Annotated in this window: 17 protein-coding genes; 12 read left to right on the top strand and 5 right to left on the bottom strand. The window is 70.2% G+C overall.

Annotation, left to right across the window (positions count from 1 at the left end; all coding sequences use genetic code 11):
- The first annotated feature begins 1 nt into the window (after position 1).
- The 8 genes from OG912_RS01155 to OG912_RS01120 all read left to right on the top strand — a co-directional run bounded on the left by OG912_RS01155 (position 2) and on the right by OG912_RS01120 (position 7,535).
- On the top strand, positions 2 to 1,117 hold the full coding sequence (locus tag OG912_RS01155) for an MCE family protein (RefSeq protein WP_327707731.1): 1,116 nt from the start codon (positions 2 to 4) through the stop codon (positions 1,115 to 1,117).
- Positions 1,114 to 2,388 carry an MCE family protein gene (locus OG912_RS01150; protein WP_327707730.1) on the top strand — a complete coding sequence of 425 codons (1,275 nt, stop codon included), beginning with the start codon at positions 1,114 to 1,116 and terminating at the stop codon, positions 2,386 to 2,388. Before OG912_RS01155 ends, OG912_RS01150 begins: the two co-directional genes overlap by 4 nt.
- Positions 2,388 to 3,650 (top strand): MlaD family protein, encoded by a 1,263-nt coding sequence (locus tag OG912_RS01145; RefSeq protein ID WP_327707729.1) that lies wholly within the window; start codon positions 2,388 to 2,390, stop codon positions 3,648 to 3,650. Before OG912_RS01150 ends, OG912_RS01145 begins: the two co-directional genes overlap by 1 nt.
- On the top strand, positions 3,647 to 4,168 hold the full coding sequence (locus OG912_RS01140) for a hypothetical protein (protein ID WP_327707728.1): 522 nt from the start codon (positions 3,647 to 3,649) through the stop codon (positions 4,166 to 4,168). The genes OG912_RS01145 and OG912_RS01140 overlap by 4 nt, the downstream gene beginning before the upstream one ends.
- Positions 4,165 to 4,878: a hypothetical protein gene (locus OG912_RS01135; protein WP_327707727.1), complete on the top strand. Its 714-nt coding sequence runs from the start codon at positions 4,165 to 4,167 to the stop codon at positions 4,876 to 4,878. Before OG912_RS01140 ends, OG912_RS01135 begins: the two co-directional genes overlap by 4 nt.
- Before the next feature lie 115 nt (positions 4,879 to 4,993).
- Positions 4,994 to 5,491, top strand: a complete 498-nt coding sequence (locus tag OG912_RS01130; RefSeq protein ID WP_326740854.1) for a hypothetical protein — start codon at positions 4,994 to 4,996, stop codon at positions 5,489 to 5,491.
- A gap of 39 nt (positions 5,492 to 5,530) precedes the next feature.
- On the top strand, positions 5,531 to 6,244 hold the full coding sequence (locus OG912_RS01125) for a hypothetical protein (RefSeq protein WP_327707726.1): 714 nt from the start codon (positions 5,531 to 5,533) through the stop codon (positions 6,242 to 6,244).
- Between the two features lie 22 nt (positions 6,245 to 6,266).
- Positions 6,267 to 7,535, top strand: coding sequence for a lytic transglycosylase domain-containing protein (locus OG912_RS01120; RefSeq protein ID WP_327707725.1), 1,269 nt, complete (start codon positions 6,267 to 6,269; stop codon positions 7,533 to 7,535).
- A gap of 15 nt (positions 7,536 to 7,550) precedes the next feature.
- On the opposite strand, the gene OG912_RS01115 is transcribed toward OG912_RS01120, so the two are convergent.
- On the bottom strand, positions 7,551 to 8,615 hold the full coding sequence (locus tag OG912_RS01115) for an ATP-dependent DNA ligase (RefSeq protein WP_327707724.1): 1,065 nt from the start codon (positions 8,613 to 8,615) through the stop codon (positions 7,551 to 7,553).
- Between the two features lie 97 nt (positions 8,616 to 8,712).
- Between OG912_RS01115 and ligD the strand changes: the two genes are divergently transcribed.
- Both ligD and OG912_RS01105 read left to right on the top strand, forming a co-directional pair.
- Positions 8,713 to 9,723 carry a non-homologous end-joining DNA ligase gene (ligD, locus tag OG912_RS01110; protein ID WP_327713312.1) on the top strand — a complete coding sequence of 337 codons (1,011 nt, stop codon included), beginning with the start codon at positions 8,713 to 8,715 and terminating at the stop codon, positions 9,721 to 9,723.
- Positions 9,720 to 10,835 (top strand): ABC transporter permease, encoded by a 1,116-nt coding sequence (locus tag OG912_RS01105; RefSeq protein WP_327707723.1) that lies wholly within the window; start codon positions 9,720 to 9,722, stop codon positions 10,833 to 10,835. Before ligD ends, OG912_RS01105 begins: the two co-directional genes overlap by 4 nt.
- Before the next feature lie 15 nt (positions 10,836 to 10,850).
- Here OG912_RS01105 and OG912_RS01100 read toward each other — a convergent pair whose 3' ends face one another.
- Together OG912_RS01100 and OG912_RS01095 are read right to left on the bottom strand one after the other, a co-directional pair.
- Positions 10,851 to 13,088, bottom strand: a complete 2,238-nt coding sequence (locus OG912_RS01100) for an OmpL47-type beta-barrel domain-containing protein (RefSeq protein ID WP_327707722.1) — start codon at positions 13,086 to 13,088, stop codon at positions 10,851 to 10,853.
- On the bottom strand, positions 13,085 to 15,577 hold the full coding sequence (locus OG912_RS01095; RefSeq protein ID WP_327707721.1) for a ThuA domain-containing protein: 2,493 nt from the start codon (positions 15,575 to 15,577) through the stop codon (positions 13,085 to 13,087). The genes OG912_RS01100 and OG912_RS01095 overlap by 4 nt, the downstream gene beginning before the upstream one ends.
- A 280-nt stretch (positions 15,578 to 15,857) precedes the next feature.
- Between OG912_RS01095 and OG912_RS01090 the strand changes: the two genes are divergently transcribed.
- On the top strand, positions 15,858 to 16,871 hold the full coding sequence (locus OG912_RS01090; RefSeq protein WP_327707720.1) for a multicopper oxidase domain-containing protein: 1,014 nt from the start codon (positions 15,858 to 15,860) through the stop codon (positions 16,869 to 16,871).
- Here OG912_RS01090 and OG912_RS01085 read toward each other — a convergent pair.
- Together OG912_RS01085 and OG912_RS01080 are read right to left on the bottom strand one after the other, a co-directional pair.
- A complete protein-coding gene (locus tag OG912_RS01085) occupies positions 16,865 to 19,063 on the bottom strand; it encodes a DEAD/DEAH box helicase (protein ID WP_327707719.1) in 2,199 nt (732 codons plus the stop codon). The genes OG912_RS01090 and OG912_RS01085 overlap by 7 nt on opposite strands.
- 105 nt (positions 19,064 to 19,168) lie before the next feature.
- Entirely contained in the window at positions 19,169 to 19,951 is a 783-nt protein-coding gene (locus OG912_RS01080; RefSeq protein ID WP_326740199.1) for an IclR family transcriptional regulator, read from the bottom strand.
- Positions 19,952 to 20,142: 191 nt separating this feature from the next.
- Between OG912_RS01080 and OG912_RS01075 the strand changes: the two genes are divergently transcribed.
- The gene (locus tag OG912_RS01075; protein WP_326740200.1) at positions 20,143 to 20,253 is read left to right on the top strand and encodes a putative leader peptide; all 111 of its coding nucleotides are present in this window, start codon (positions 20,143 to 20,145) and stop codon (positions 20,251 to 20,253) included.
- The last annotated feature ends 106 nt before the right edge of the window (positions 20,254 to 20,359 follow it).

Genomic DNA, 20,359 nt, shown 5'->3' with positions numbered 1-20,359 from the left:
GATGAGACTCACCCGCATCATCGGCATCGGGGCCGGCCTCGTCGTCGTGGCCGTCGCGGCCACCACCGGTGTGATGGCCATGGAGGAAGAGGGAACGACGACCGTCACCGCGTACTTCGACCAGGCGACCGGCGTCTACGCCGGATCCGACCTGCGGATCCTCGGGGTGCGGGTCGGAACCGTCGAGTCCGTCGAGCCGCGCGGCAAGGACGTCAAGGTCGTCCTGCGCGTCGACAAGGACGTCCAGGTGCCGAAGGACGTGCACGCGGTCGTCGTCGCACCCAGTCTTGTCGCCGACCGGTACGTGCAGCTCGCCCCCGCCTACACCGGGGGAGCGGTCCTCGCCGACGGCGCCGAACTGCCCGCCGAGAAGAACGCGACACCGGTGGAGGTGGACCAGCTGTACGAGTCCATCACCGAACTGTCCACCGCGCTCGGCCCGGACGGAGCGAACGCGGAGGGGGCCTTCGCCGGGCTCCTGGACACCGGCGCGAAGAACCTCAAGGGCAACGGCAAGGACATCGGCGACTCCATCGAGCAGTTCGGCAAGGCGACGAAGACTCTCGACAAGAGCAGCGGGAACCTCTTCGACACGCTGTCCTACCTCCAGACCTTCACCACCATGCTGAAGGACAACGACGGCAACGTGCGGTCGGCGGAGACCCAGCTGAACTCCGTCACCGGCTTCCTGGCGGACGACAAGAAGAACCTCGGGGCCGCACTCAAGGAACTCGGCACCGCCCTCGCCCAGGTCAAGACGTTCATCAAGGACAACCGGGGCGCCCTCAAGGAGAACGTGGACGCCCTGGTGCCGATCACCCAGACCCTCGTGGACCAGCGCGCCTCACTGGCCGAATCGCTCGACACCCTCCCGCTGTCGGCCGGCAACGTCCTGAACGCGTACGACCCGGCCAACCGCACCCTCAACGGCCGGACCGACCTCAACGAGCTCAGCATGGGCGGACCTCTCCTGGATTCCACCCTCGGCCCCGAAGGGCTCTCGCCGGTGGACGCCGAGCAGCAACAGGCCCTGCCCGCGCTTCCGCTGCCGGCCGTGGGCACCGTCTACGGCACGACGAAGAACAGCAAGGCCGACAAGAAGGGGGCGAACCGATGAGCCGGAACCCGCGCAGACCCGGGGCCCTCGCGACCACGGGCGCATCCACCCTGATCGCGTTCGGCCTCTGCTGCACACTCCTCGTCACCGGGTGCGGGGCCCCGAGCTTCTCGGGGATCGAGGACGTGCCGCTGCCCGGCGGCGCGGACCTCGGCGACCATCCGTACGAGATCACGGCGGACTTCGGGGACGTACTCAGCCTCGCCCCGCAGTCCTCGGTGAAGGTCAACGACGTCGCCGTCGGCCGCGTCACCAAGATCTCCCTCGCCCCGGACACCTGGCAGGCCCGGGTCACCATGAAGGTCAACGGGAAGATCGAACTGCCGGCCAACGCCTACGCGCACCTGGAGCAGTCGAGCCTGCTGGGCGAGAAGTACATCCAGCTCTCGCCCCCCGCGAGCGGGACGGCCAAGGGCACCCTCGCCTCGGGCGACCGGATCCCGCTCACCCGGACCAACCGGAACCCGGAGGTCGAGGAGGTGTTCGGCGCCCTGTCGATGCTCCTCAACGGCGGCGGCATCAACCAGCTGAAGACCATCACCACCGAACTCAACAAGGCGCTGGCCGGGCAGGAACCCCAGGTCCGGTCCATGCTCAGGCGCGTCGACACACTCGTCACCAACCTCGACGACCACCGCGGTGACATCACCGCGGCGCTCGACGGCGTCAACCGGCTCTCCACCACGCTCGCGACCCGCAAGCAGGACGTCGGGAAGGTCCTCACCGGACTCAGCCCCGGGATGAAGGTCCTGGAGAAGCAGCGCGGCTCGCTCCTGACGATGCTGCGCTCCCTGGACACCCTGTCCACGGTCGCCGTCACCACCATCAACAAGAGCAAGGCGGACACGATCGCCGACCTGAAGGCCATCGCCCCCACCCTCCGGGCGCTGGCCGACTCCGGCAACGATCTGCCCGACTCCCTCCAGGTACTTCTCACGTACCCGTTCACGGACGAGGTGCTGCGCGGCGTGAAGGGCGACTACCTCAACGTGTACCTGGACATGACGGCCGCACCCGGCACCCAGATCATTCCCGCGCTCGAGCCGGAGCCGGAGAACCAGGCCGGGGCGAGGGCTGCAGCCGGCGCGGGACTTCCGCTGCCGCTTCCCGCGACCTCGGCTCCCACGACGAGCCCGGCAACGGGAACGGCTTCGGAGAAGGCGTCGCAGAAGCCTTCGGAGAAGGCGCCGGCTTCGTCTTCGGCGACGTCGTCGGCCTCATCCTCAGCCACATCCTCGGCCTCGTCCTCGGCCACGGAGGGGAGCAACTGATGATCACCCTCGCCATCCGGCTGAAGAACATCGCGTTCCTGATCATCGCGGTGCTGGTGCTCGGCTATCTGGGCGTGCGCTACGCCGACCTCGGCCACTACGTCGGCATGCGTGACTACTACACCGTGAAGATGCAACTCCCGCGGACCGGCGGTCTGTTCACCCACTCGAACGTCACCTACCGGGGAGTCTCCGTGGGCCGCGTCGGGCCCATCGAGCTCACCGACGACGGCGTGGAGGCCGAACTGCGCATCGACAAGTCCGCGCCGTCGATCCCCGACGACCTGAAGGCGGTCGTGGCCAACCTCTCCGCGGTCGGCGAGCAGTACGTCGACCTGCGGCCCACCCGGACCGAGGGCCCGTTCCTCGGGAACGGCTCGGTCATCGACCAGGCCGAGACCACCGTCCCGGCGCCGGTGACGAACGTGCTCACCAGCGTCAACGACCTGGCCTCCTCGGTCGACCTGGAGTCGCTGCGTACCGTCGTCGACGAGTTCGGCACCGCCTTCTCCGGCCGCGGCGACGACCTCCAGGTCCTCCTGGACACCGGCAGCGAGTTCGTCGAGGCGGCCGACGAGGCGCTGCCCGTCAACACCAAGCTGATGGTCGACGGCGAGACCGTGCTGCGCACCCAGGTCGAACAGGGCGAGGCCCTCAAGGGCTTCGCCTCGGGAGCGAAGGAACTGGCCGCCCAGCTCAAGGGCTCGGACACCGATCTGCGTCATCTGATCGCCGCCGCACCCGATGCGACCGGCCAGATCAGCGGGCTGCTGCGCGACCTCGACCCGAGCTTCGGGGTCGTCGTCGCCAACCTCCTCACCACGTCGGACGTCGCCGTCACCCGGCAGCGCGGCCTGGAGGAACTCCTGGTGAAACTCCCGGCCGTCGCGGCGGCCGGCGCCAGCGCGGTAGACGAGGACGGCGCCCGGTTCGGGATGTCGGTCACCTTCTTCGAGCCGCTGCCCTGCACCGCCGGCTACGGCGCCACGAAGTACCGCAACGGGCTCGATCTCGCACCCGCGCCCGTCGTCAACACCAAGGCCCGCTGCACCTCGTCGCCCGGCACCGGGATCAACGTCCGCGGCAGTGCGAACGCCCCGAAGGGCGGGCCCCTGGCCGCACCGGCGAAGCCGGGCACCCTGCTCTTCGGCGACGACGCGGAGGACCGGCTGCCCGGAGCGCTCGGCGCCACGGCGGACGAGGCACCCGCAGCCGACGGCATGGCCGGACTGCTGGGCCTGGGCCGGGGAGGCGGCGCATGACCTCACGTAATCGCACACTCGGCGGCTGGGCCGTCCTGCTCGTCGCCGCGCTGATCTGCGCCCTGGGCGGCTGGTCGTACGCCCGGGCGCGCGGCGACGACGACCTGGCGTACGCCAAGAGCCGGGATGCCGCACTGGCCGACGGCAGGCAGGACCTGGCCCGGCTCAACACCCTGGACGGCAAGGATGCCGCGAGCGTCGACGCCGGCCTCGCCGACTGGCTCGACTCCTCCACCGGTCCGCTGCACGACCAGCTCAAGCGCACCCGCAAGAAGGACGCCGTCGAGCTGAAGAAGTCCGGTGCCACGGCGCGTGCCAAGGTCACCGACGCGGCGCTCACCGAAGTGGACGAGCGGACCGGCACCGCGCTGATGATCGCCACCGTCGACGTCGAGGTCACTCCGCGCACCGGAAAGGCCGGCACCGAGCGCAAGCGCTTCGAGGCCACGCTCGTCCGGACCGGGGACGGCTGGAAGGTCAAGGCGCTCACCGCGCTCGGCATAGGGAGCGGCACATGAAGCTGCGGAGCGGGACGACGGACGTCGTGACCGAGGAGACGGCTGACCTCGTGAACGACGAGGCAGATGACGGCGTGAGCGACCGGGCAGATGCCGAGGGCACGGAGGAAGCCGGTCTGCCCGGCATCGCTGCGGCCGCGAGCGACGACGACACCGACGCCGGCGCGGGCGCCGGGCGGCCCACGGGAGACGATCGCGAGGACGGCCCCGTCCGGCGGTGGCCCCGGGTGGTGGCCGGCGTGCTCGTCGTCGTTCTGATCGCGGCCGGGGGCGCGTTCTACGTCGCGGGCCGGCAGCTCCGCGACACCCCCGCCACCTCCAACCGGGCGCTGACGGACAGCATGGCGACCACCCAGGTCGCCGGAGACGTCACCAACGCGCTCGGCAAGGTCTTCTCCTACGGCCCCGCCGACATCGCCGCCACCAAGGCGTCCGCGCAGCAACTCCTGGCGGGCAAGGCGCTCCAGCAGTACGCGGCGCTGTTCGGCCAGGTCGAGAAGCAGTCCGCCGACCAGAAGCTCACCCTCACCACGCATGTCGTCCGCGCCGGGGTGACCCGGCTGACGGGCGACAGCGCACAGCTGCTGGTCTTCCTCGACCAGGTCTACGAGCGCAAGGGCAAGGCCGCGAGCACCGCGGCGGCGCAGCTGTCCGTCACGGCCCAACTCCGTGAAGGGCGCTGGACGATCGTCGACATCAAGTCCAGATAGCCCGGCAGCGCGGCACGTCGGCACGCGGCACAGCACGGCACAGCACGGAACAGCACAGACCGGCCGGCAGGGAGAGGCAGCGATGGCACGGGTACGGAAGACGAGGAATCCGCTGATGGCGGCGGCGATCGTCCTGACGGTCGCGGCGGCGGGTGCCGCGGGCTGGGGCGGGGTGTCCTGGTACCAGGCGGAGCACGAGGGCTCGGCGGCGTACGCCCAGGCGCGCGACGACGCACTGGCCGCCGGTGAGCAGGCCGTGCAGAACATGAACACGCTCGACCACGAACAGCTCGCCAAGGGGCTCGACAGCTGGGAGGACTCCACCACCGGGGACCTGCACCAGCAACTCGTGGACGGACGGGACGGGTTCGTGAAGCAGATCCAGGAGGCGAAGACCGTCAGCACGGCCAAGGTGCTGTCCGGTGCGGTCACCGAGCTCGACGACCGGGCCGGCAAGGCGGGTGTGATGGTGGCGCTGCGGGTGACCGTGACCGCGCCCAAGGGCAAGCCCGCGGTGAAGGAGAGCCGGATGCTGGGGCAGCTCACCCGCACCTCCGAGGGGTGGAAGCTCAGCGCCCTCGGCCAGGCGCCTGTCGGCAACACCGCCGGCTGACGTCACCGACTCCCACCCCGCACCGAGAGGAACCCGGACATGTCGACGACCCGTCACCTCGTCAACCGGCAGCGCCGCCTGGCCACCGTCGCCGCCGAACGCACTGCAGCGCCCGCCACCGTGGACAAGCCGGTGGAGCCCGGGACCGTCGCGGACGAACCACGGGAGGCAGCGGAGCAGAAGGAGGAGGAGAAGGAGGAGATGGAGGAGGCGGAGCCACGCCCCGGCCGGTCACCTCGCCTCCGGGTCCGGCTGCCCGCCGTGCTGTGCGCCGCGACCGTCCTCCTCGGCGCCTTCGCCGCCTGGGCGTTCACCTCGGCCGCCACCCTGAACGACGACCCGAGCCGGCAGAACACCGCGCTCACCGACATCGCTCGCACCAGCGAGGTGAAGGGGCAGATCACCGAGGCCGCCGGCGCGGTGTTCTCGTACAACTACGCCTCGCCCGCCAAGGCCGACGCCGCTGTGAAGAAGTACCTGACGGGCAAGGCGATTCAGCAGCACCAGGACATGCTCGCCGAGGTACGGGCGCAGGCGCCCAAGCAGAAGCTCGTCCTCACCACGACCGTCACCGAGAGCGGGGTGGAGCTGCTCGACGGCGACCGGGCCCGGCTGATCATCTTCGCCGACCAGAGCAACACCCGTACGGGCAAGGCGGAGCAGACCACTTACGCGGCGGCCATGTTCGCCGTGGACGCTGTTCGCCGGGGCGGCACCTGGCGGATATCTGCCATCGATACGTTCACCCGGTGACCCGGGGGAGAGGAGAGCACGCATGAGGTTCAACGGCACCATGCGCCGCGGCATCGGCGGCACCGCGGCCGCCGTCGCAGCGATGGCAGCGCTCACCGCGTCCCAGGCGCCGGGACTTGTGGCGCACCACGAGACGCCGAAACAGAAGACGGAGGCGGAGGAGGTCAAGTGGTCGCAGGTACCCAACGACGACTCCTACCACACCGAACTCCCGCCCCTGAAGAGCCCCGAGCCGCCGAAGCCCGGCGTGAAGCGGAACAAGGCCGCCGTCCAGTCGTGGGCCGAGGCGGGGATCCCGTCCACGGTGCTCGCCGCCTACCGCAAGGCGGAGAGCTCGCTGGGGCGCAGTGACCCGGGCTGCCGGCTGCCGTGGCAGTTACTTGCCGCGATCGGCAAGGTCGAGTCCGGACACGCGGCAGGCGGCCGGGTGGACGCCCACGGCACGACGCTCTCCCCGATCCTGGGACCGGTGCTCAACGGCGCCGGGTTCGCGAACATCCCCGACACGGATGGGGGCGGGTACGACGGGGACAAGACCTACGACCGGGCGGTCGGCCCGATGCAGTTCATCCCCTCGACCTGGGCGCACTGGGCGAGGGACGGCAACGGCGACGGCCGCAGCGACCCGAGCAACATCTACGACGCCTCCCTGGCGGCCGGAGCCTATCTCTGCGCCGGCACACGCGATCTGACGGTGCGCGCCGACCTCGACCGGGCGATCCTGAGCTACAACCACTCGGACACCTATCTGCGGACCGTGCTGTTGTGGCTGTCGTTCTACCGCAACGGCATCCATGTGGTGCCTGACGGCAAGGGCCCGGTGCCCAAGAGCCCAGGCGCCGGCAGTCCGAACGAGCCCAAGCACCCCGTGGGCGGGCCCGGCACCGGTGGCAAGGACGGCGACGGCGGTGGCGGCATCGAGGTCGGCCCGCAGCCCAGCCACTCCACGGGCCCGACGACACCGGGAACCGAGGACCCGGGCACGAGCCCCTCGCCGGGCGACACGGATTCCCCCGACCCCGGCGGCTCCACGGATCCGGGCACCACCCCCGACCCCACCCCCGACCCCACCGACACAGGCTCCGGCAGCCCGGACCCGACAACGACTCCGGACCCCGGCACCACCCCCGACCCGACGACCACGCCCGATCCGAGCGAGCCCGGCTGCCCGACGGACTCCGCATCGCCGGACCCGACGGACACCACGGGGAGTACGGAGACCCCGGCGCCCGACCCGACGGACACCGAGGAGCCCTGCGCCACCGATTCGGCGCCGCCGGCCACCGGCTGATCCGGGCGGGTACGGTCAGCCGTCCGCCGACAGCACCTCGGCCAGGTCGTACCGCACCACCTCTTCCAGCTGCGCGTAGGTGCAGCCGGAAGGGGTGCGGTCAGGCCGCCATCTGCGGAACTGGGTCGTGTGCCGGAACCGGTCGCCCTCCATGTGGTCGTACGCCACCTCGCAGACCCGCTCCGGACGCACCGCCACCCAGGACATGTCCTTCTTCCCCGACCAGCGGCTCGGGGCGCCGGGCATCCGGGAACCCGCATGCGCCTCGGCGTCCGCCCAGGCTCCCCACGGGTGCTCGGCGACATCGGTCACCAGGGGTTCGAGCTCGGTGACCAGCTCGGCGCGGCGCTTCATCGGGAAGGCCGCGCAGACGCCCACATGCTGCAGCGCGCCCTGCTCGTCGTACAGACCGAGCAGCAGTGAGCCGACGACCGGGCCGCTCTTGTGGAAGCGGTAGCCCGCCACCACGCAGTCGGCGGTGCGCTCGTGCTTGATCTTGTACATCGCGCGGGTGTCCGGCCGGTACGGCAGATCGAGCGGTTTGGCGACGACCCCGTCGAGCCCCGCCCCCTCGTACTGTTCGAACCACTCCTGGGCCACGGCCGGATCGGTCGTCGAAGGAGCGAGATGGACCGGGGCCGAGGCATCGGCGAGCGCGGCCTCCAGTACCGTGCGCCGGTCCGACTGCCGGGTGTCCAGGAGCGAGTCGTCGCCCAGCGCGAGGAGGTCGAAGGCGACCAGGCTCGCCGGGGTCTGCTCGGCCAGCAGCCGCACCCGGGAGTCGGCGGGGTGGATGCGCTCACTGAGCCGGTCGAAGTCCAGCCGCCCGTCGTAGGCGATCACGATCTCGCCGTCGACGACGCAGCGTGGCGGCAGATTCTCCCGGACCGCGGTGACCAGCTCGGGGAAGTACCGGGTGAGGGGCTTGCCGGTGCGGCTGCCGATCACCACCTCGTCACCGTCCCGGTGGACGATGGCCCGGAAGCCGTCCCACTTGGCCTCGTACTGCATCCCGGGCGGGATCCGTTTCACGGACTTCGCGAGCATCGGCTTCACGGGCGGCATCACCGGCAGATCCATGCCCCGATTGTGGACCGTAAGGCGACCGGAGTCCTCCGATATGCGCCATATGTGCGCCCCGCCTACCGTGGCCGACATGGCAGCAGCGGGCAAAGCGGTGGAGCTGGACGCGGGCGGACGGGCCGTACGGCTCTCCAATCCGGACAAGATCTACTTCCCGGAGAAGGGCTACACCAAGCGGGACGTGGCGGAGTACTTCCTGGCCGTCGGCCCCGGAATGCTGCGCGCCCTGCGTAATCGGCCCACCACCCTCCAGCGGTTCGTGGACGGTGTCGAAGGTGAGTTCTTCTACCAGAAGCGAGCTCCCAGGAACCTTCCCGAATGGATCCCCACCGCCGAGATCGCCTTCCCGAGCGGCCGGTCCGCTCATGAGATCTGCCCCACCGAGGTGGCCGCCGTCCTCTGGGCCGCCAACCTCGGGACGCTCACCTTCCACCCCTGGCCCGTCCGCGGCGGCGACACCGACCACCCCGACGAGCTGCGCATCGACCTCGACCCGCAGCCCGGCACCGACTACGCCGACGCGGTCCGGGCGGCCCTCGAACTGCGCTCCGTCCTGGACGAGCACGGGCTGCGGGGCTGGCCCAAGACCTCCGGCGGACGCGGCATCCATGTCTTCGTCCCCATCGAGGCGCGCTGGACGTTCACCGAGGTCCGGCGCGCGGCCATCGCGGTGGGGCGCGAGCTGGAGAGCCGGATGCCCGACCGGGTGACGACCGCCTGGTGGAAGGAGGAGCGCGGCGAGCGCATCTTCGTCGACTACAACCAGACCGCCCGCGACCGGACGATCGCCTCCGCCTACTCCGTACGCCCCCGCCCGCATGCCCCGGTGTCGGCCCCGCTGCGCTGGGAGGAGATCGAGGACGCCGAACCGCGCGACTTCGACATCCGGACCATGCCGGTTCGCTACGCGGAACAGGGTGATGTGCACGCGGACATGGACCAGGAAGCATTCCGGCTCGACTCGCTGCTGGAGCTCGCCGACCGTCACGAAAGCGACGGCGGCCCCGGCGACCTGCCGTATCCGCCGGAGTACCCGAAGATGCCGGGCGAGCCGAAACGGGTGCAGCCGAGCCGCGCCCGCCACGACGAGGACGACGACGCATGAGCACATCCGATGAGGAGTCCGACGCGCACCACGGGGCGCAGCCGGAGGCGCAACCCCACGCGCACCACGGGGCGCACAGCAGGCCGCTGACCAGGGGCGAGAAGTGGGCGGCGTACAAGGAGTCGCCCTACTTCCCGGCGACGGTCCTGGTGTTCATCCTGGCGGCAGCCGCGGGGCTCTTCGCCGGCTCGTACACGTACGCCATGGCCAATCCGACCCCCCACAGAATTCCGACCGCCGTGGTCAGCCAGCCGGACACTGCCCGCGGCAAGGAGTTCGTCGCCGCGATGGACAAGGCCCTCGACGCGTCCCTCGTCATCCATGTCTACCGGACGCCGGCCGCGGCGCGTGAGGCGCTGGAGGACCAGGAGGTCTTCACGATCGTGCGCTCCGGCAGCCGCGGGGTGCGGCTCGACGTGGCGAGTGCCTCCGGCGCCGCCGTCGCCCAGCTGCTCGCCGAATCCGCCGTGAAGGTGGGGGACACGCTGAACATCCCCGTTGCCGTCGCGGACGTCAAACCGCTCCAGAAGGGCGACCCCCGCGGACTCGCGCTGTTCTACATCTCGCTCGCCGCCGTGATCGTGGGATTCGTCGGCTCCATCCAGCTGAGCGTGCACGCGAGGAGCCTGATCCCCCTGGAACGGATCGCGTTCACCATCGCCTACTCGCTGCTGGGCGCCTTCGCCATCGCCGCGGTGGTGGACTGGCTGCTGGGCGCCGTCGATCTGCCCTTTGCCGAGTCCTGGCTGATCCTGGCGTTCACGATGTTCACCTCGGGCATGGTCTTCACCATGTTCAACACCCTGATGGGGCGCTGGGCCATGCTCCCGACCTGGGGCGTGATGGTGCTCCTGGGGAACCCGTCCTCCGGCGGTGCCGTGTCCTGGCCGCTGCTGCCCTCACTGCTCGGGCACATCGGACGCTGGCTGCCGCCGGGCGCCTCCGTCAACGCCCAGCACACCGCCGTCTACTACCAGGGTCACCAGAAGCTCTTCCCGTTCCTGGTGCTCGCGGTCTGGTGCCTGGTCTCCATCACGGTCTTCTGGGTGTGGCGCCACCGGCACCCGGGAGGCCGCGACCACATGCCCGAGCATGCGGCCGCGGCCACCTGATGCAGATCGGTGCTGTTACAGCTCCTGGATGCGGATGTCCCGGTAGGAGATCACGTCCGAGGTGCTGTGGACCTGGAGCCCGATGTAGCCGGAGGCGTACCGCCGGCCGTCGGTGCCCGGGTCGTCACCCCGAGGCGGCTCGAAGACCTGACCGCCGGTGTTGTCGAACTCGTTGAGCAGGACACCGTTGCGGTAGATCGAGTAGTGCTGGTCCACCACCCGGATCTCGTAGTCGTTCCAGGTGCCCTTGGGGGTGACCCCGGCGCCCGCGAGACCCACCCGGTCGAATCCGTAGACGGAACCGGTCTTGTACATGTCGCCGTCCGGCCGGTCGTTGACCTGGATCTCATGGCCGTACTTGATGGCGACCCACTCCGGATTCGGCTCCTCCGGATTGTCGTGGACATTGGGGAAGCGCACGAAGACACCGCCGTTGGCGTTGCCCGTGCCGGGGGCGTCGTCCCGCCACTGGAGCTTCAGCGAGAAGTCCCCGTACTGGCGTTCCGGGAACCAGAGCATGCCCATGCCGTCCACCGTGGTGGAGCTGGTGATCGAGCCGTCCGCCTCGTTGAGCGCGAACTGCCCGCCGCCCACCTGCTGCCACTTGGCGAGCGAGGCGGCCGTGCCGTCGAAGAGCTTGCGGTAGCCCTCGTCCTGGCCCGGCTTGCCGATGCCGGACTGCTTGGCCGCCCGGTAGATCTTCTTGTGCTCGCGGGCGTCGATCACCCCGGCGGCCAGGAGCTTGTCGAGGACCTTGTCGACGTGCTTGAGGAACAGCGCGTGCGACGACCAGTCCTTCTCGTCCTCGATCAGCTCGTTGATCGTGCAGCGGTTGCCGGTGATGCGGTTGGGGACCCCGGTGTCGACGGTGCCCACGATGACGGTGAGGCGTTCGTCGAACTCCGGGCAGTTCGGCGCAGGTACGCCGCCGCTCTGCGCGATGGTGAACGACGTCTGCTTCGCCTCGGAGGTGTTGCCCGCCTTGTCCGTGGCCCGGTGGGCGACCGTGTGGTAGCCGATCCGGTCGACGATGACCGTGGCCGTGTAGGCCAGGTACGGGCCGCCGTCCAGGGAGTACTCGACCTTGTCCACCCCGCTGTCGGCGTCGGTCGCGGTGACCGTCACCTTGGCGCTGGTGAGGTAGGCGCCGTCCGAGTTCTTGTCGCCCTCGACCTTCGTGGACGTCTCCGGCGGCGTCGTGTCCTGCGTGGGGGGCTCGACGACGGTGAACTCCACCGCCTTCTCCGCCGCCGCGTTGCCCGCCTTGTCGGTGGCGCGGTAGCGGACCTTCTGCGCCCCCACCTCGTGCACCATCACGGGACCTGCGTACGCCTGCCAGGCGCCGTCCGCCCCGAGCGCGTACTCGATGGTGTTGACGCCGGACCCGGTGTCGGACGCGGTGACGGTGACCGTCGCCATGCCCAGGTACTGCCCCTGGTCGTCCTTCTCCCCGGACACGGTCGCCGAGGTCTCGGGAGCCGTCGTGTCGTCCGTCGGTGGTGCGGCTACGGTGAACTCGGCCGTCTTCTCGGCGGCCGCGTTGCCCGCCTTGTCGGTGGCGCGGTACCGGATGGTGTGCGCGCCGACCTCGTTCACGACGACCGGCACGGTGTACGGCTGCCAGGCACCGTCCGCCCCGACCGCGTACTCGACGGTGTCGACGCCCGAGCCCTCGTCGGTGGCGGCGAGGGTGACCGTGGCCTGACCGATGTACGCGCCGTCGGCGTTCTTGTCGCCGTCGACCTTCGCCGAGGTCTCGGGTGCGGTGGTGTCCTCACCGCCGCCCCCGTCGGTGACGGTCAGGATGCCCTGCATCGCCTCGTGCCCCGGCATCGTGCAGTGGTAGAAGTACCGGCCGGGGGTGAGCGTGACCTCCGCCGTCTGCTTGCCGCCCTGGTCGTCGCCCGGGTTGGCCAGCAGGTTCAGCGGGACGTCGTTGTTGAACTCGGGGTCCGACACGCTGAAGGTCAGCGTGTGCGGCATCCCCGTGGTGTTGCCGGTCGCCTCACTGTTCTCGAAGACGATGGTCGCCTTGCCGGCCACCGCCGTCTTCGGTGCGGAGAGGTAGTGGTCGATGGGGTTGCCCGCCGTCCAGGTCAGCACCTGGTCGGCCGCCGCGTCCGCCGACGCCGCCGTACGGCCGTACGCCGCCGTCGACGTCAGCCCCAGCACCATCAGGAACGACCCCACCAGCGCGAGCCACAGCCGCGCGGGCCGCGACCGCCTTCGGAAGAAGATCGAACGGTGTCTCACTGCACTGCCGCCTTCCTGGCCAGGTCCTTGACGGCCGGGGTCGGTGCGCCGCCCTTGTACGTCACACGCCACAGCGCGGACTTGGAGTCGGAGGTGAAGAAGCCGCGCCCGTAGTCCAGGACGTACAGCGAACCGTCCGGGGCGAACTTCCAGTCCATCAGGTTGCGGATGCCGTCCGCGCCCACCGGGATGATCTCCTTCAGCGACTCGGCGTGGGTGGGCAGACCTCCCTTGCCGACCGTCCTCGGATCGGTGAGCACGGCGTGCCGCGGCTGGGTGTCGTCGTAGAAGTCACCGACGAACCACTTGCCGTCCCAGTAGGAGGGCCACTTGTCGGCGCTGGTGCTCGCCGCGTCGTACCGGTAGACCGGGCCGTTCATCGTGGCCTGGCCGCCGCCCTTGAGCCAGGGCAGGAGCTCCTTCTGGTCCTCCACCTTGTAGCTCGGGATGCCGTTCTCGTCGCGCGGGTAGTCCACGCCACCGCCCTGGGGCGAGTACCAGATGGTGTTGGAGGTGATCGGCGGAAGGTTCACGAGACCGTCGTTGTTCGGCGACTCGTTCTTGGGGTGGTCGCAGTCGTACCAGCCGAGCGGCTTGCTCGGATCGGGCAGATTGCGGTCCCGGTAGGGCTGCTTGTTGCCCATGCAGTACGGCCAGCCGTGGTTGCCCGCCTTGGTGATCGCGGCGAACGTGTCGTACTTGGCCGGGCCCCAGGTGGTGCTCGGGGCGCCCGCGTCGGGGCCGACCCAGCCCGCGTACAGCGTGTCGGTCGACTTGTCGACGGAGATGCGTGCCGGGTTGCGCACACCCATCACATAGATCTCGCCGCGGGTCTTGCCGCCGCCCTCGTCGGTTTCCTTGCCGGTGAAGAGGTTGCCCTCGGGCAGGGTGTAGGTGCCGTCGTCCTCGGGGTGGATCCGCAGGATCTTCCCGTTGAGGTTGTTCGTGTTGCCCGCGGTGCGGCGGGCATCGGCGAACGAGACGCCCTTGTAGTTCGGCTGCGGGTTGTTGCCGGAGTAACCGTCGCTGAAACCGGAGGAGTTGTTGTCACCGGCCGCGATGTACAGGTTGCCCTTGGAGTCCCAGGCCATGCCGCCGCCGGCATGGCAGCAGCTGTGGATCTGGACCGGCCAGTGCAACAGCACCTTCTCGGAGGAGAGGTCCAGCTTGTTCGTCGCCAGGTCGAGAGTGAAACGGGAGACCTGACGGACCGCCATCTGCTTGTCGCGGTCGATCTTGTCGTGGGGTGTGTAGTGCAGATACACCCACCCGTTCTTCTCGAAGTCGGGGTCGAGCTCGATGCCGAGCAGACCCTCCTCGACCTTGACCAGCTCGTCGCCGCCGCCCTTGTTGCCGAAGATCGTCAGCTCACCGGCGAGGGTGACCTTCTTCGTCTTCGGGTCGTAGACGTGGATCTGGCCCAGGCCCTTGCCGACGTTCGGGTCGGTCCAGTCGGTGACGACCGGCACGCTGCTGTCCGCGCCGCCGCGGCCGATGTACAGGACGCGCCCGTCGGGGGCGGTCACCAGTCCGTGCGGTTCGCCGATCTGGTCGTTCTTGCCGGGCTGGTTGGGCTGAGTGACCCGCTCCGCCTTGTAGTTGGAGGTGATCGTCGCCTTGCAGTCGGCCTGCGAGATCCGGGTCGTCCAGTCGAGCGCGCCGCGCAGATGGTCCCGGAAGTCGGCCTCCGCGAAGCTGTCGACCGTACCGCCCATCGCGGTGTAGAAGGACCGGCCGCCATCGTAGTCACGGCACCACGAGACCGGATGGTCCCAGCCGTTGGCGCTCGTCCCCGGCTTGTACGTGATCTCCCGGACCCGCGCCACGGTGTGCACGTCGCCGGACGGATTGTCCTTCCAGTTCAGCCACTTGTCCGGGCGCTTCCACTCCAGCGGCAGGTTCTTCGTCGCCGGGTGCTGCCGGTCGCCGATCTCCACCGTCGCACGCTGTACGGAGGTGGGGCCGCCGGCCGCGGGACGCGCGCCGACCAGACCGGTGAACCAGTCCGAGTACGGCTCGGTGCGCGCCGCGTCATGGATGCCGAGGAAGCCGCCGCCGGCCTCCATGTACGCCTCCAGACCGGCCTCCTGCTCCGGATCGAGGACATCGCCGCCACCCGTCAGGAAGACGACGGCGTTGTACTTGCCGAGCTGCTTGCCGTTGGTGAAGACGGCCGGGTCGTCGGACGCCACGGTCCTGAACCGGCCCGCCTCCGGTCCGGTGAGCCCGATCTTCTCGATCGCCGCGATACCGGCGTCGACGGTCGGGGACTCCTCGGTGGCGGAGGCATGGAAGACGAGCACCTTGACGTTGGCGCCGCCCGGTGGCGACGGCAGGGACAACGTTGTCGCCATGGATCCCGGTGTCCCGGGGTCCGGCCTGGCACTGGCGGCATTGCCGCCGAGCAGGGATGCGGTCAGTGCGGCGGCCGCAACGGCCGCCGCAGGCCCGCGTCGCGATCTGGACCTGTGATGTGGTGTGCGCTGCATGTGGTCACCCACCCCTCTTTGGTCACTGCAACAGCTTTGGGCACTGCAACAGCGCATGAAGCTAGACCTCTTTTCGCGACTCGCCAATAGCTATGGCAGCAATCGCACGAACTTTGTCCTTAGTGTGGATAAACGAAGATCCCCGGGCTACGGTGTGGCCCGTTCCGGAGGTGGCCGTGCCCGCGGCCCGCCGGCCCGTGCGGTCTGCGTATCTCCGTGCCTCATGCCGTGGTTGTCTCGGCTTTCTCCGCAAGACCCGTCTAGCAGTGGGGAGTTCGACATGGATCGAAGGAGCTTCAACCGGCGGATGCTGATGGGCGGCGGGGTGGTGGCAGCGACCGGCGTGACATCGTTGTCCCTCGGCGCGATCGAGGCCACCTCCGCGGAGAACCCGCCCCCGACGGCGCCTGCGGGAGGGGCGGTGCGCCATCTCAAGCTGTACGCGGAGAAGCTGGCGGACGGCTCGATGGGGTACGGGTTCGAGAAGGGCAAGGCGTCGGTCCCCGGCCCGTTGATCGAGATCAACGAGGGCGACACGCTGCACATCGAGTTCGAGAACACGATGGACGTGGCGGCCAGCCTCCACGCACACGGCGTCGACTACGACATCGCGAGCGACGGCACCCGGATGAACAAGAGCATCGTCGAACCCGGCGAGACCCGTACGTACACCTGGCGCACCCACGCCCCGGGCCGGCGCAAGGACGGCACCTGGCAGCCGGGCAGCGCGGGTTACTGGCACTACCACGACCACGTCGTCGGTACGGACCACGGCACGGGCGGCATCCGCAAGGGGCTGTACGGGCCGGTGGTCGTGCGGCGCAAGGGCGACATCCTGCCCGACAAGACCATCACGATCGTCTTCAACGACATGACGATCAACAACAAGCCCGCCGACAAGAGCCCCGACTTCGAGGCCACGGTGGGGGACCGGCTCGAAGTCGTCATGATCACGCACGGCGAGTACTACCACACGTTCCACATCCACGGTCACCGCTGGGCGGACAACCGCACGGGCCTGCTGACCGGGCCCGACGACCCGAGCCGGGTCATCGACACGAAGATCGTCGGTCCTGCGGACTCCTTCGGCTTCCAGGTCATCGCGGGTGAACACGTGGGCGCCGGTGCCTGGATGTACCACTGCCATGTGCAGAGCCACTCCGACATGGGCATGGCCGGAATGCTGCTCGTCGCCAAGGCGGACGGGACAGTGCCGGGACACGAAGGGCACGCCATGGAGTCAGCACCGGAGGCGAAGAAGGACGGGGAGGCCGCGGGGCACGGCGGTCACTGACCCGCCGCCTCCGCCACCGCGGCCAGACGCTGCTGCTCCTCCTCGACGATGCGGCGGGCCAGCGACCCCTCCGACACGTCCACGGCGTCCGGCGTCGTCTCGGCGACGTCGCTGCGCCGTGCGTACGCGTCGAACAGCCGCTCCTTGCGGGCCAGGATGTCCAGCATCCGCTGGTCGACGCTGTCCGCCGCGAGGAGCCGGTGCACCTGGACCGTGCGTATCTGGCCCATTCGGTGCGCGCGGGCCACGGCCTGGTGTTCCATCGTCGGCTTGATCTGCGGTTCGCAGAGGATGACGACCGATGCGGCCTGCATGTTCAGCCCGACGCCGCCCGCCTGGATCTGGCTGAGCAGCACCGCATGGCCGTCCGCAGCCGCGAAACCGTCGATCAGCTGCTGCCGCCGGGCGGCCGGAACGCTTCCGGACAACGGGCCGAACACGCCTTCCCCCAGGGCCTGTCGGACTGTTTCCAGCACCTCGCGGAAGTAGGAGAAGACGACGACCTTCAAGTCGTTTTCCTCGGCCTCCGCGACCAGCTCGCGCAGCCGGATCAGCTTCGCGGACGTGGCCGGGTGGGCGTACGCGGCCCGGCGCATCCGCATGAAGTGCCCGGCCGCCACTGCCTCGTGGTAGGCCTGCTGATCGGCCTCACTGAACTCCTCCCACTCGTCGACCTGCACGAGCGCGGGGAGTTCGGTGAGCACGTCCTGCTGGTTGCGGCGCAGATAGGCGGGGGCGACGGCCCGGCGGAACGCCTGTGAACCGGCGACGCCGTGCGTGGTGTTGACCGACGGCGCCAGCTCGGGCTGGAGATGACGGACCAGGCTGCGGAACTCCTCCACCCGGTTCTCCATCGGGGTGCCGGTCAGGAAGAGCACGTGCTCGGTCGCTTCCGACCAGCCGGACACCGCACGGGAGCGACGGGTGTCCGGATTCTTGACGTAGTGGGCCTCGTCGACGACGAGCATGCCGGGCCGTACACCGCTGTCGCCCGTGTGGGGAAGCGTGTGCAGGGCGTCGAAGGTGGTCAGCGCGACCCCGCCGCTCTCGCACCACTCGGCGAACGCCGCCTGCCGCTCCGGCCCGTGCACCGGCAGGGCGCGCAGGGTGGAACGGGCGCGGATCTCCCGCGTCCAGTTGATCAGCACACTGGCCGGGCACACCACCAGGAAGTGCGTCTCCCCGTGCGCCGCGAGATGGGCCAGCGCGGCGATGGCCTGCACGGTCTTGCCGAGCCCCATCTCGTCGCCGAGGATCACCCGCTTCTGCGCGAGCGCGAAGCGCGCGCCGAAGGACTGATAGCCGCGCAGCGAGACCCGCAACCGGGCGTCGTCGAGCCGCAGTCCCCGGACCCGGTCGGCGATGCCGGACGGCAGGAAGCCCTCGGCCGCATCCCGGTCCGGACCGGTGCCGGACATCTCCGCCAGCAGGCTGTAGTACTCCGCGGACCGCAGCTCGAAGTCGACCCAGGCCGCGACGTCGGACTCCGGGTCCCGCAGCAGATCGACCGACACCTGGCCGAAGAGCAGCGGGAGTTCACGCTCCACCGCGTCGGCGACGGCCGTCCGCACGGAGACGACGGCCTCCAGCGCCCGCTCCCGGACCTGCCGACGGCTGAAGACCATCCGCAGCCGCCCCCGGGCCGGACCGGCCGCAGCCAGCAGCGGCTCCAGGCGGTCGGCCAGCCGGCGGGCGCCGTCCACGGCCCGGCGCACGTCCGGCCCGGCCTCGACCAGCCGGTACAACGCCGTGACCAGGGTGGTCGTGGCTTCGTCGGGGGTGTCCACGTCTATCCGCAGGGCGACGGTGTCCCGCACCGCATGCGCGATCTGGCCCGCCGCGGCCAGGGTCTGGTCGGCCGTCTGCGCGCCGACGCCGGGGATCTGGCGGAGCTCGTAGCGGCTGGCGCCGTACACCTGCCCCACCGTCGTGAAGCCGGCCTGCTCGACGGCGCCGAGGCGCAGCCGGCCCTCGGTGACGTCCTTGAGCCGGGACACGGGGATGGACGACAGATCCTCGCGTACGAGGGAGTCGAGGAGCGGGTCCAGGGCGGTGCGGACGGCGGTGACGGCGCGGGCGTGGTCCGCGAGGACCCCCCGTGCGGCGCCGAGCAGCCCGTCGGCCCGCGCCAGCAGCTCCCGGGCGGCACGCCCGGTGGGCGCCCCGCCCTCCGTGGAACCGGACTCAGTCATGTCGTTCCCTCTGTCCCCGCCGCCTTGCCGCCGCGCTCTCCGGATTCCGCCCGGAGCGACTCATATCGTCCCACGCGTGACTGACACCGGGGTCCGGCGGAGGGCTCAGGCCGAGGGAGGCCGCCGCTCCGCAGGGGACAGCAGAAGTACCTCCAGGGCGCGCGCGCAGGAGCGTGCCTGTGCCAGGAACCAGTCGGTGCGCGCTTCGGTGATCACGGACGGGGTGGCCCGTACCGCGAGGGCGAAACGGGCATGCCCGGCGCCGTTCAGCACCGGCACCGCCAGGGTCCGCACCCCGTGGGCCGACTCGCCGTCGTTGACGGCGTAGGCGTCGGACCGCACCCGTGCCAGCTCCGTCTCCAGGGCCGCCGGTTCGACGATGGTCCGGTCGGTGAAGGCGGGCAGCGGCGGCAGCGAGGAGGGTCCGCCCTCGCCGGGCCCCGCCCAGGCCAGCAGCACCTTGCCCAGCGCGGTGGAGTGCAGCGGCCGCCGCAGCCCCACCTTGGGGGTCACCGAACCGCCCGCGACGATCACCGCATGCGGTCCGCTGCGCAGCGCCAGGTCGGCGGTGGCGCCCGTGCGTTCGGCGAGATCGGCCAGTTCGGGCGCGGCCAGATGCAGACCGCGCTGGTGGTAGGAGAGTCTGCCGAGTTCGGTCACGGCCGGGCCGAGCCGGTAGCGGGACGTCCGGGCGTCCTGCTCCAGGAATCCGGCGCCGAGCAGGGTGCGGGCCAGCCGGTGAGCCGTGGACGCCGACAGCGTCAGGCGGCGGGCGAGGTCGGAGGCGCTGAGATCGGGGCCGTTGTCGTGGAAACAGTGCAGGACGTCCAGGGCGCGCTGGACGGCCTGGGCCCCGCCGGGAGCGCGTACTGCGGCGGCCTCGGTCATGGGTTTCACTCTCCGCTCGTGGGGATGCGGGGCCCGACGTTGCCACATCGCGGGAGTCGGGCCGGGCCGAAACGGCCTGGTGAAACACTCCGTTCATACGTAATCCCACATCATGGGAAGCGAGTTGTGGGCCGGCGTCGTCCCGTGGCAGTCTGCGGACGTCACCACGACGAGCTGAAGGGAGCACTGCCATGGCCGGCCGCCGAATCGCGACCCCCGCCCACGCCGCTCCGGTCCTGCTCGCCCTCACGCTGCGCCGTCACATCGACCTGGCCCGCGTGTCCAGCGCCGCCTGTCGCTGACCTCCCCGCACGCTCTTCTCTTCTTCACGCCTGACGCGTCCCTCCGACGCCTCACGGGCCCCTGCCCACGTACTTCCCCGTTCCGGGCCGTACGTGCCGTGCCCGC

Origin of the sequence: Streptomyces sp. NBC_00464 (assembly GCF_036013915.1) — a bacterium.
Taxonomy (GTDB): domain Bacteria; phylum Actinomycetota; class Actinomycetes; order Streptomycetales; family Streptomycetaceae; genus Streptomyces.
This window is presented reverse-complemented; position numbering and strand designations above follow the sequence as displayed.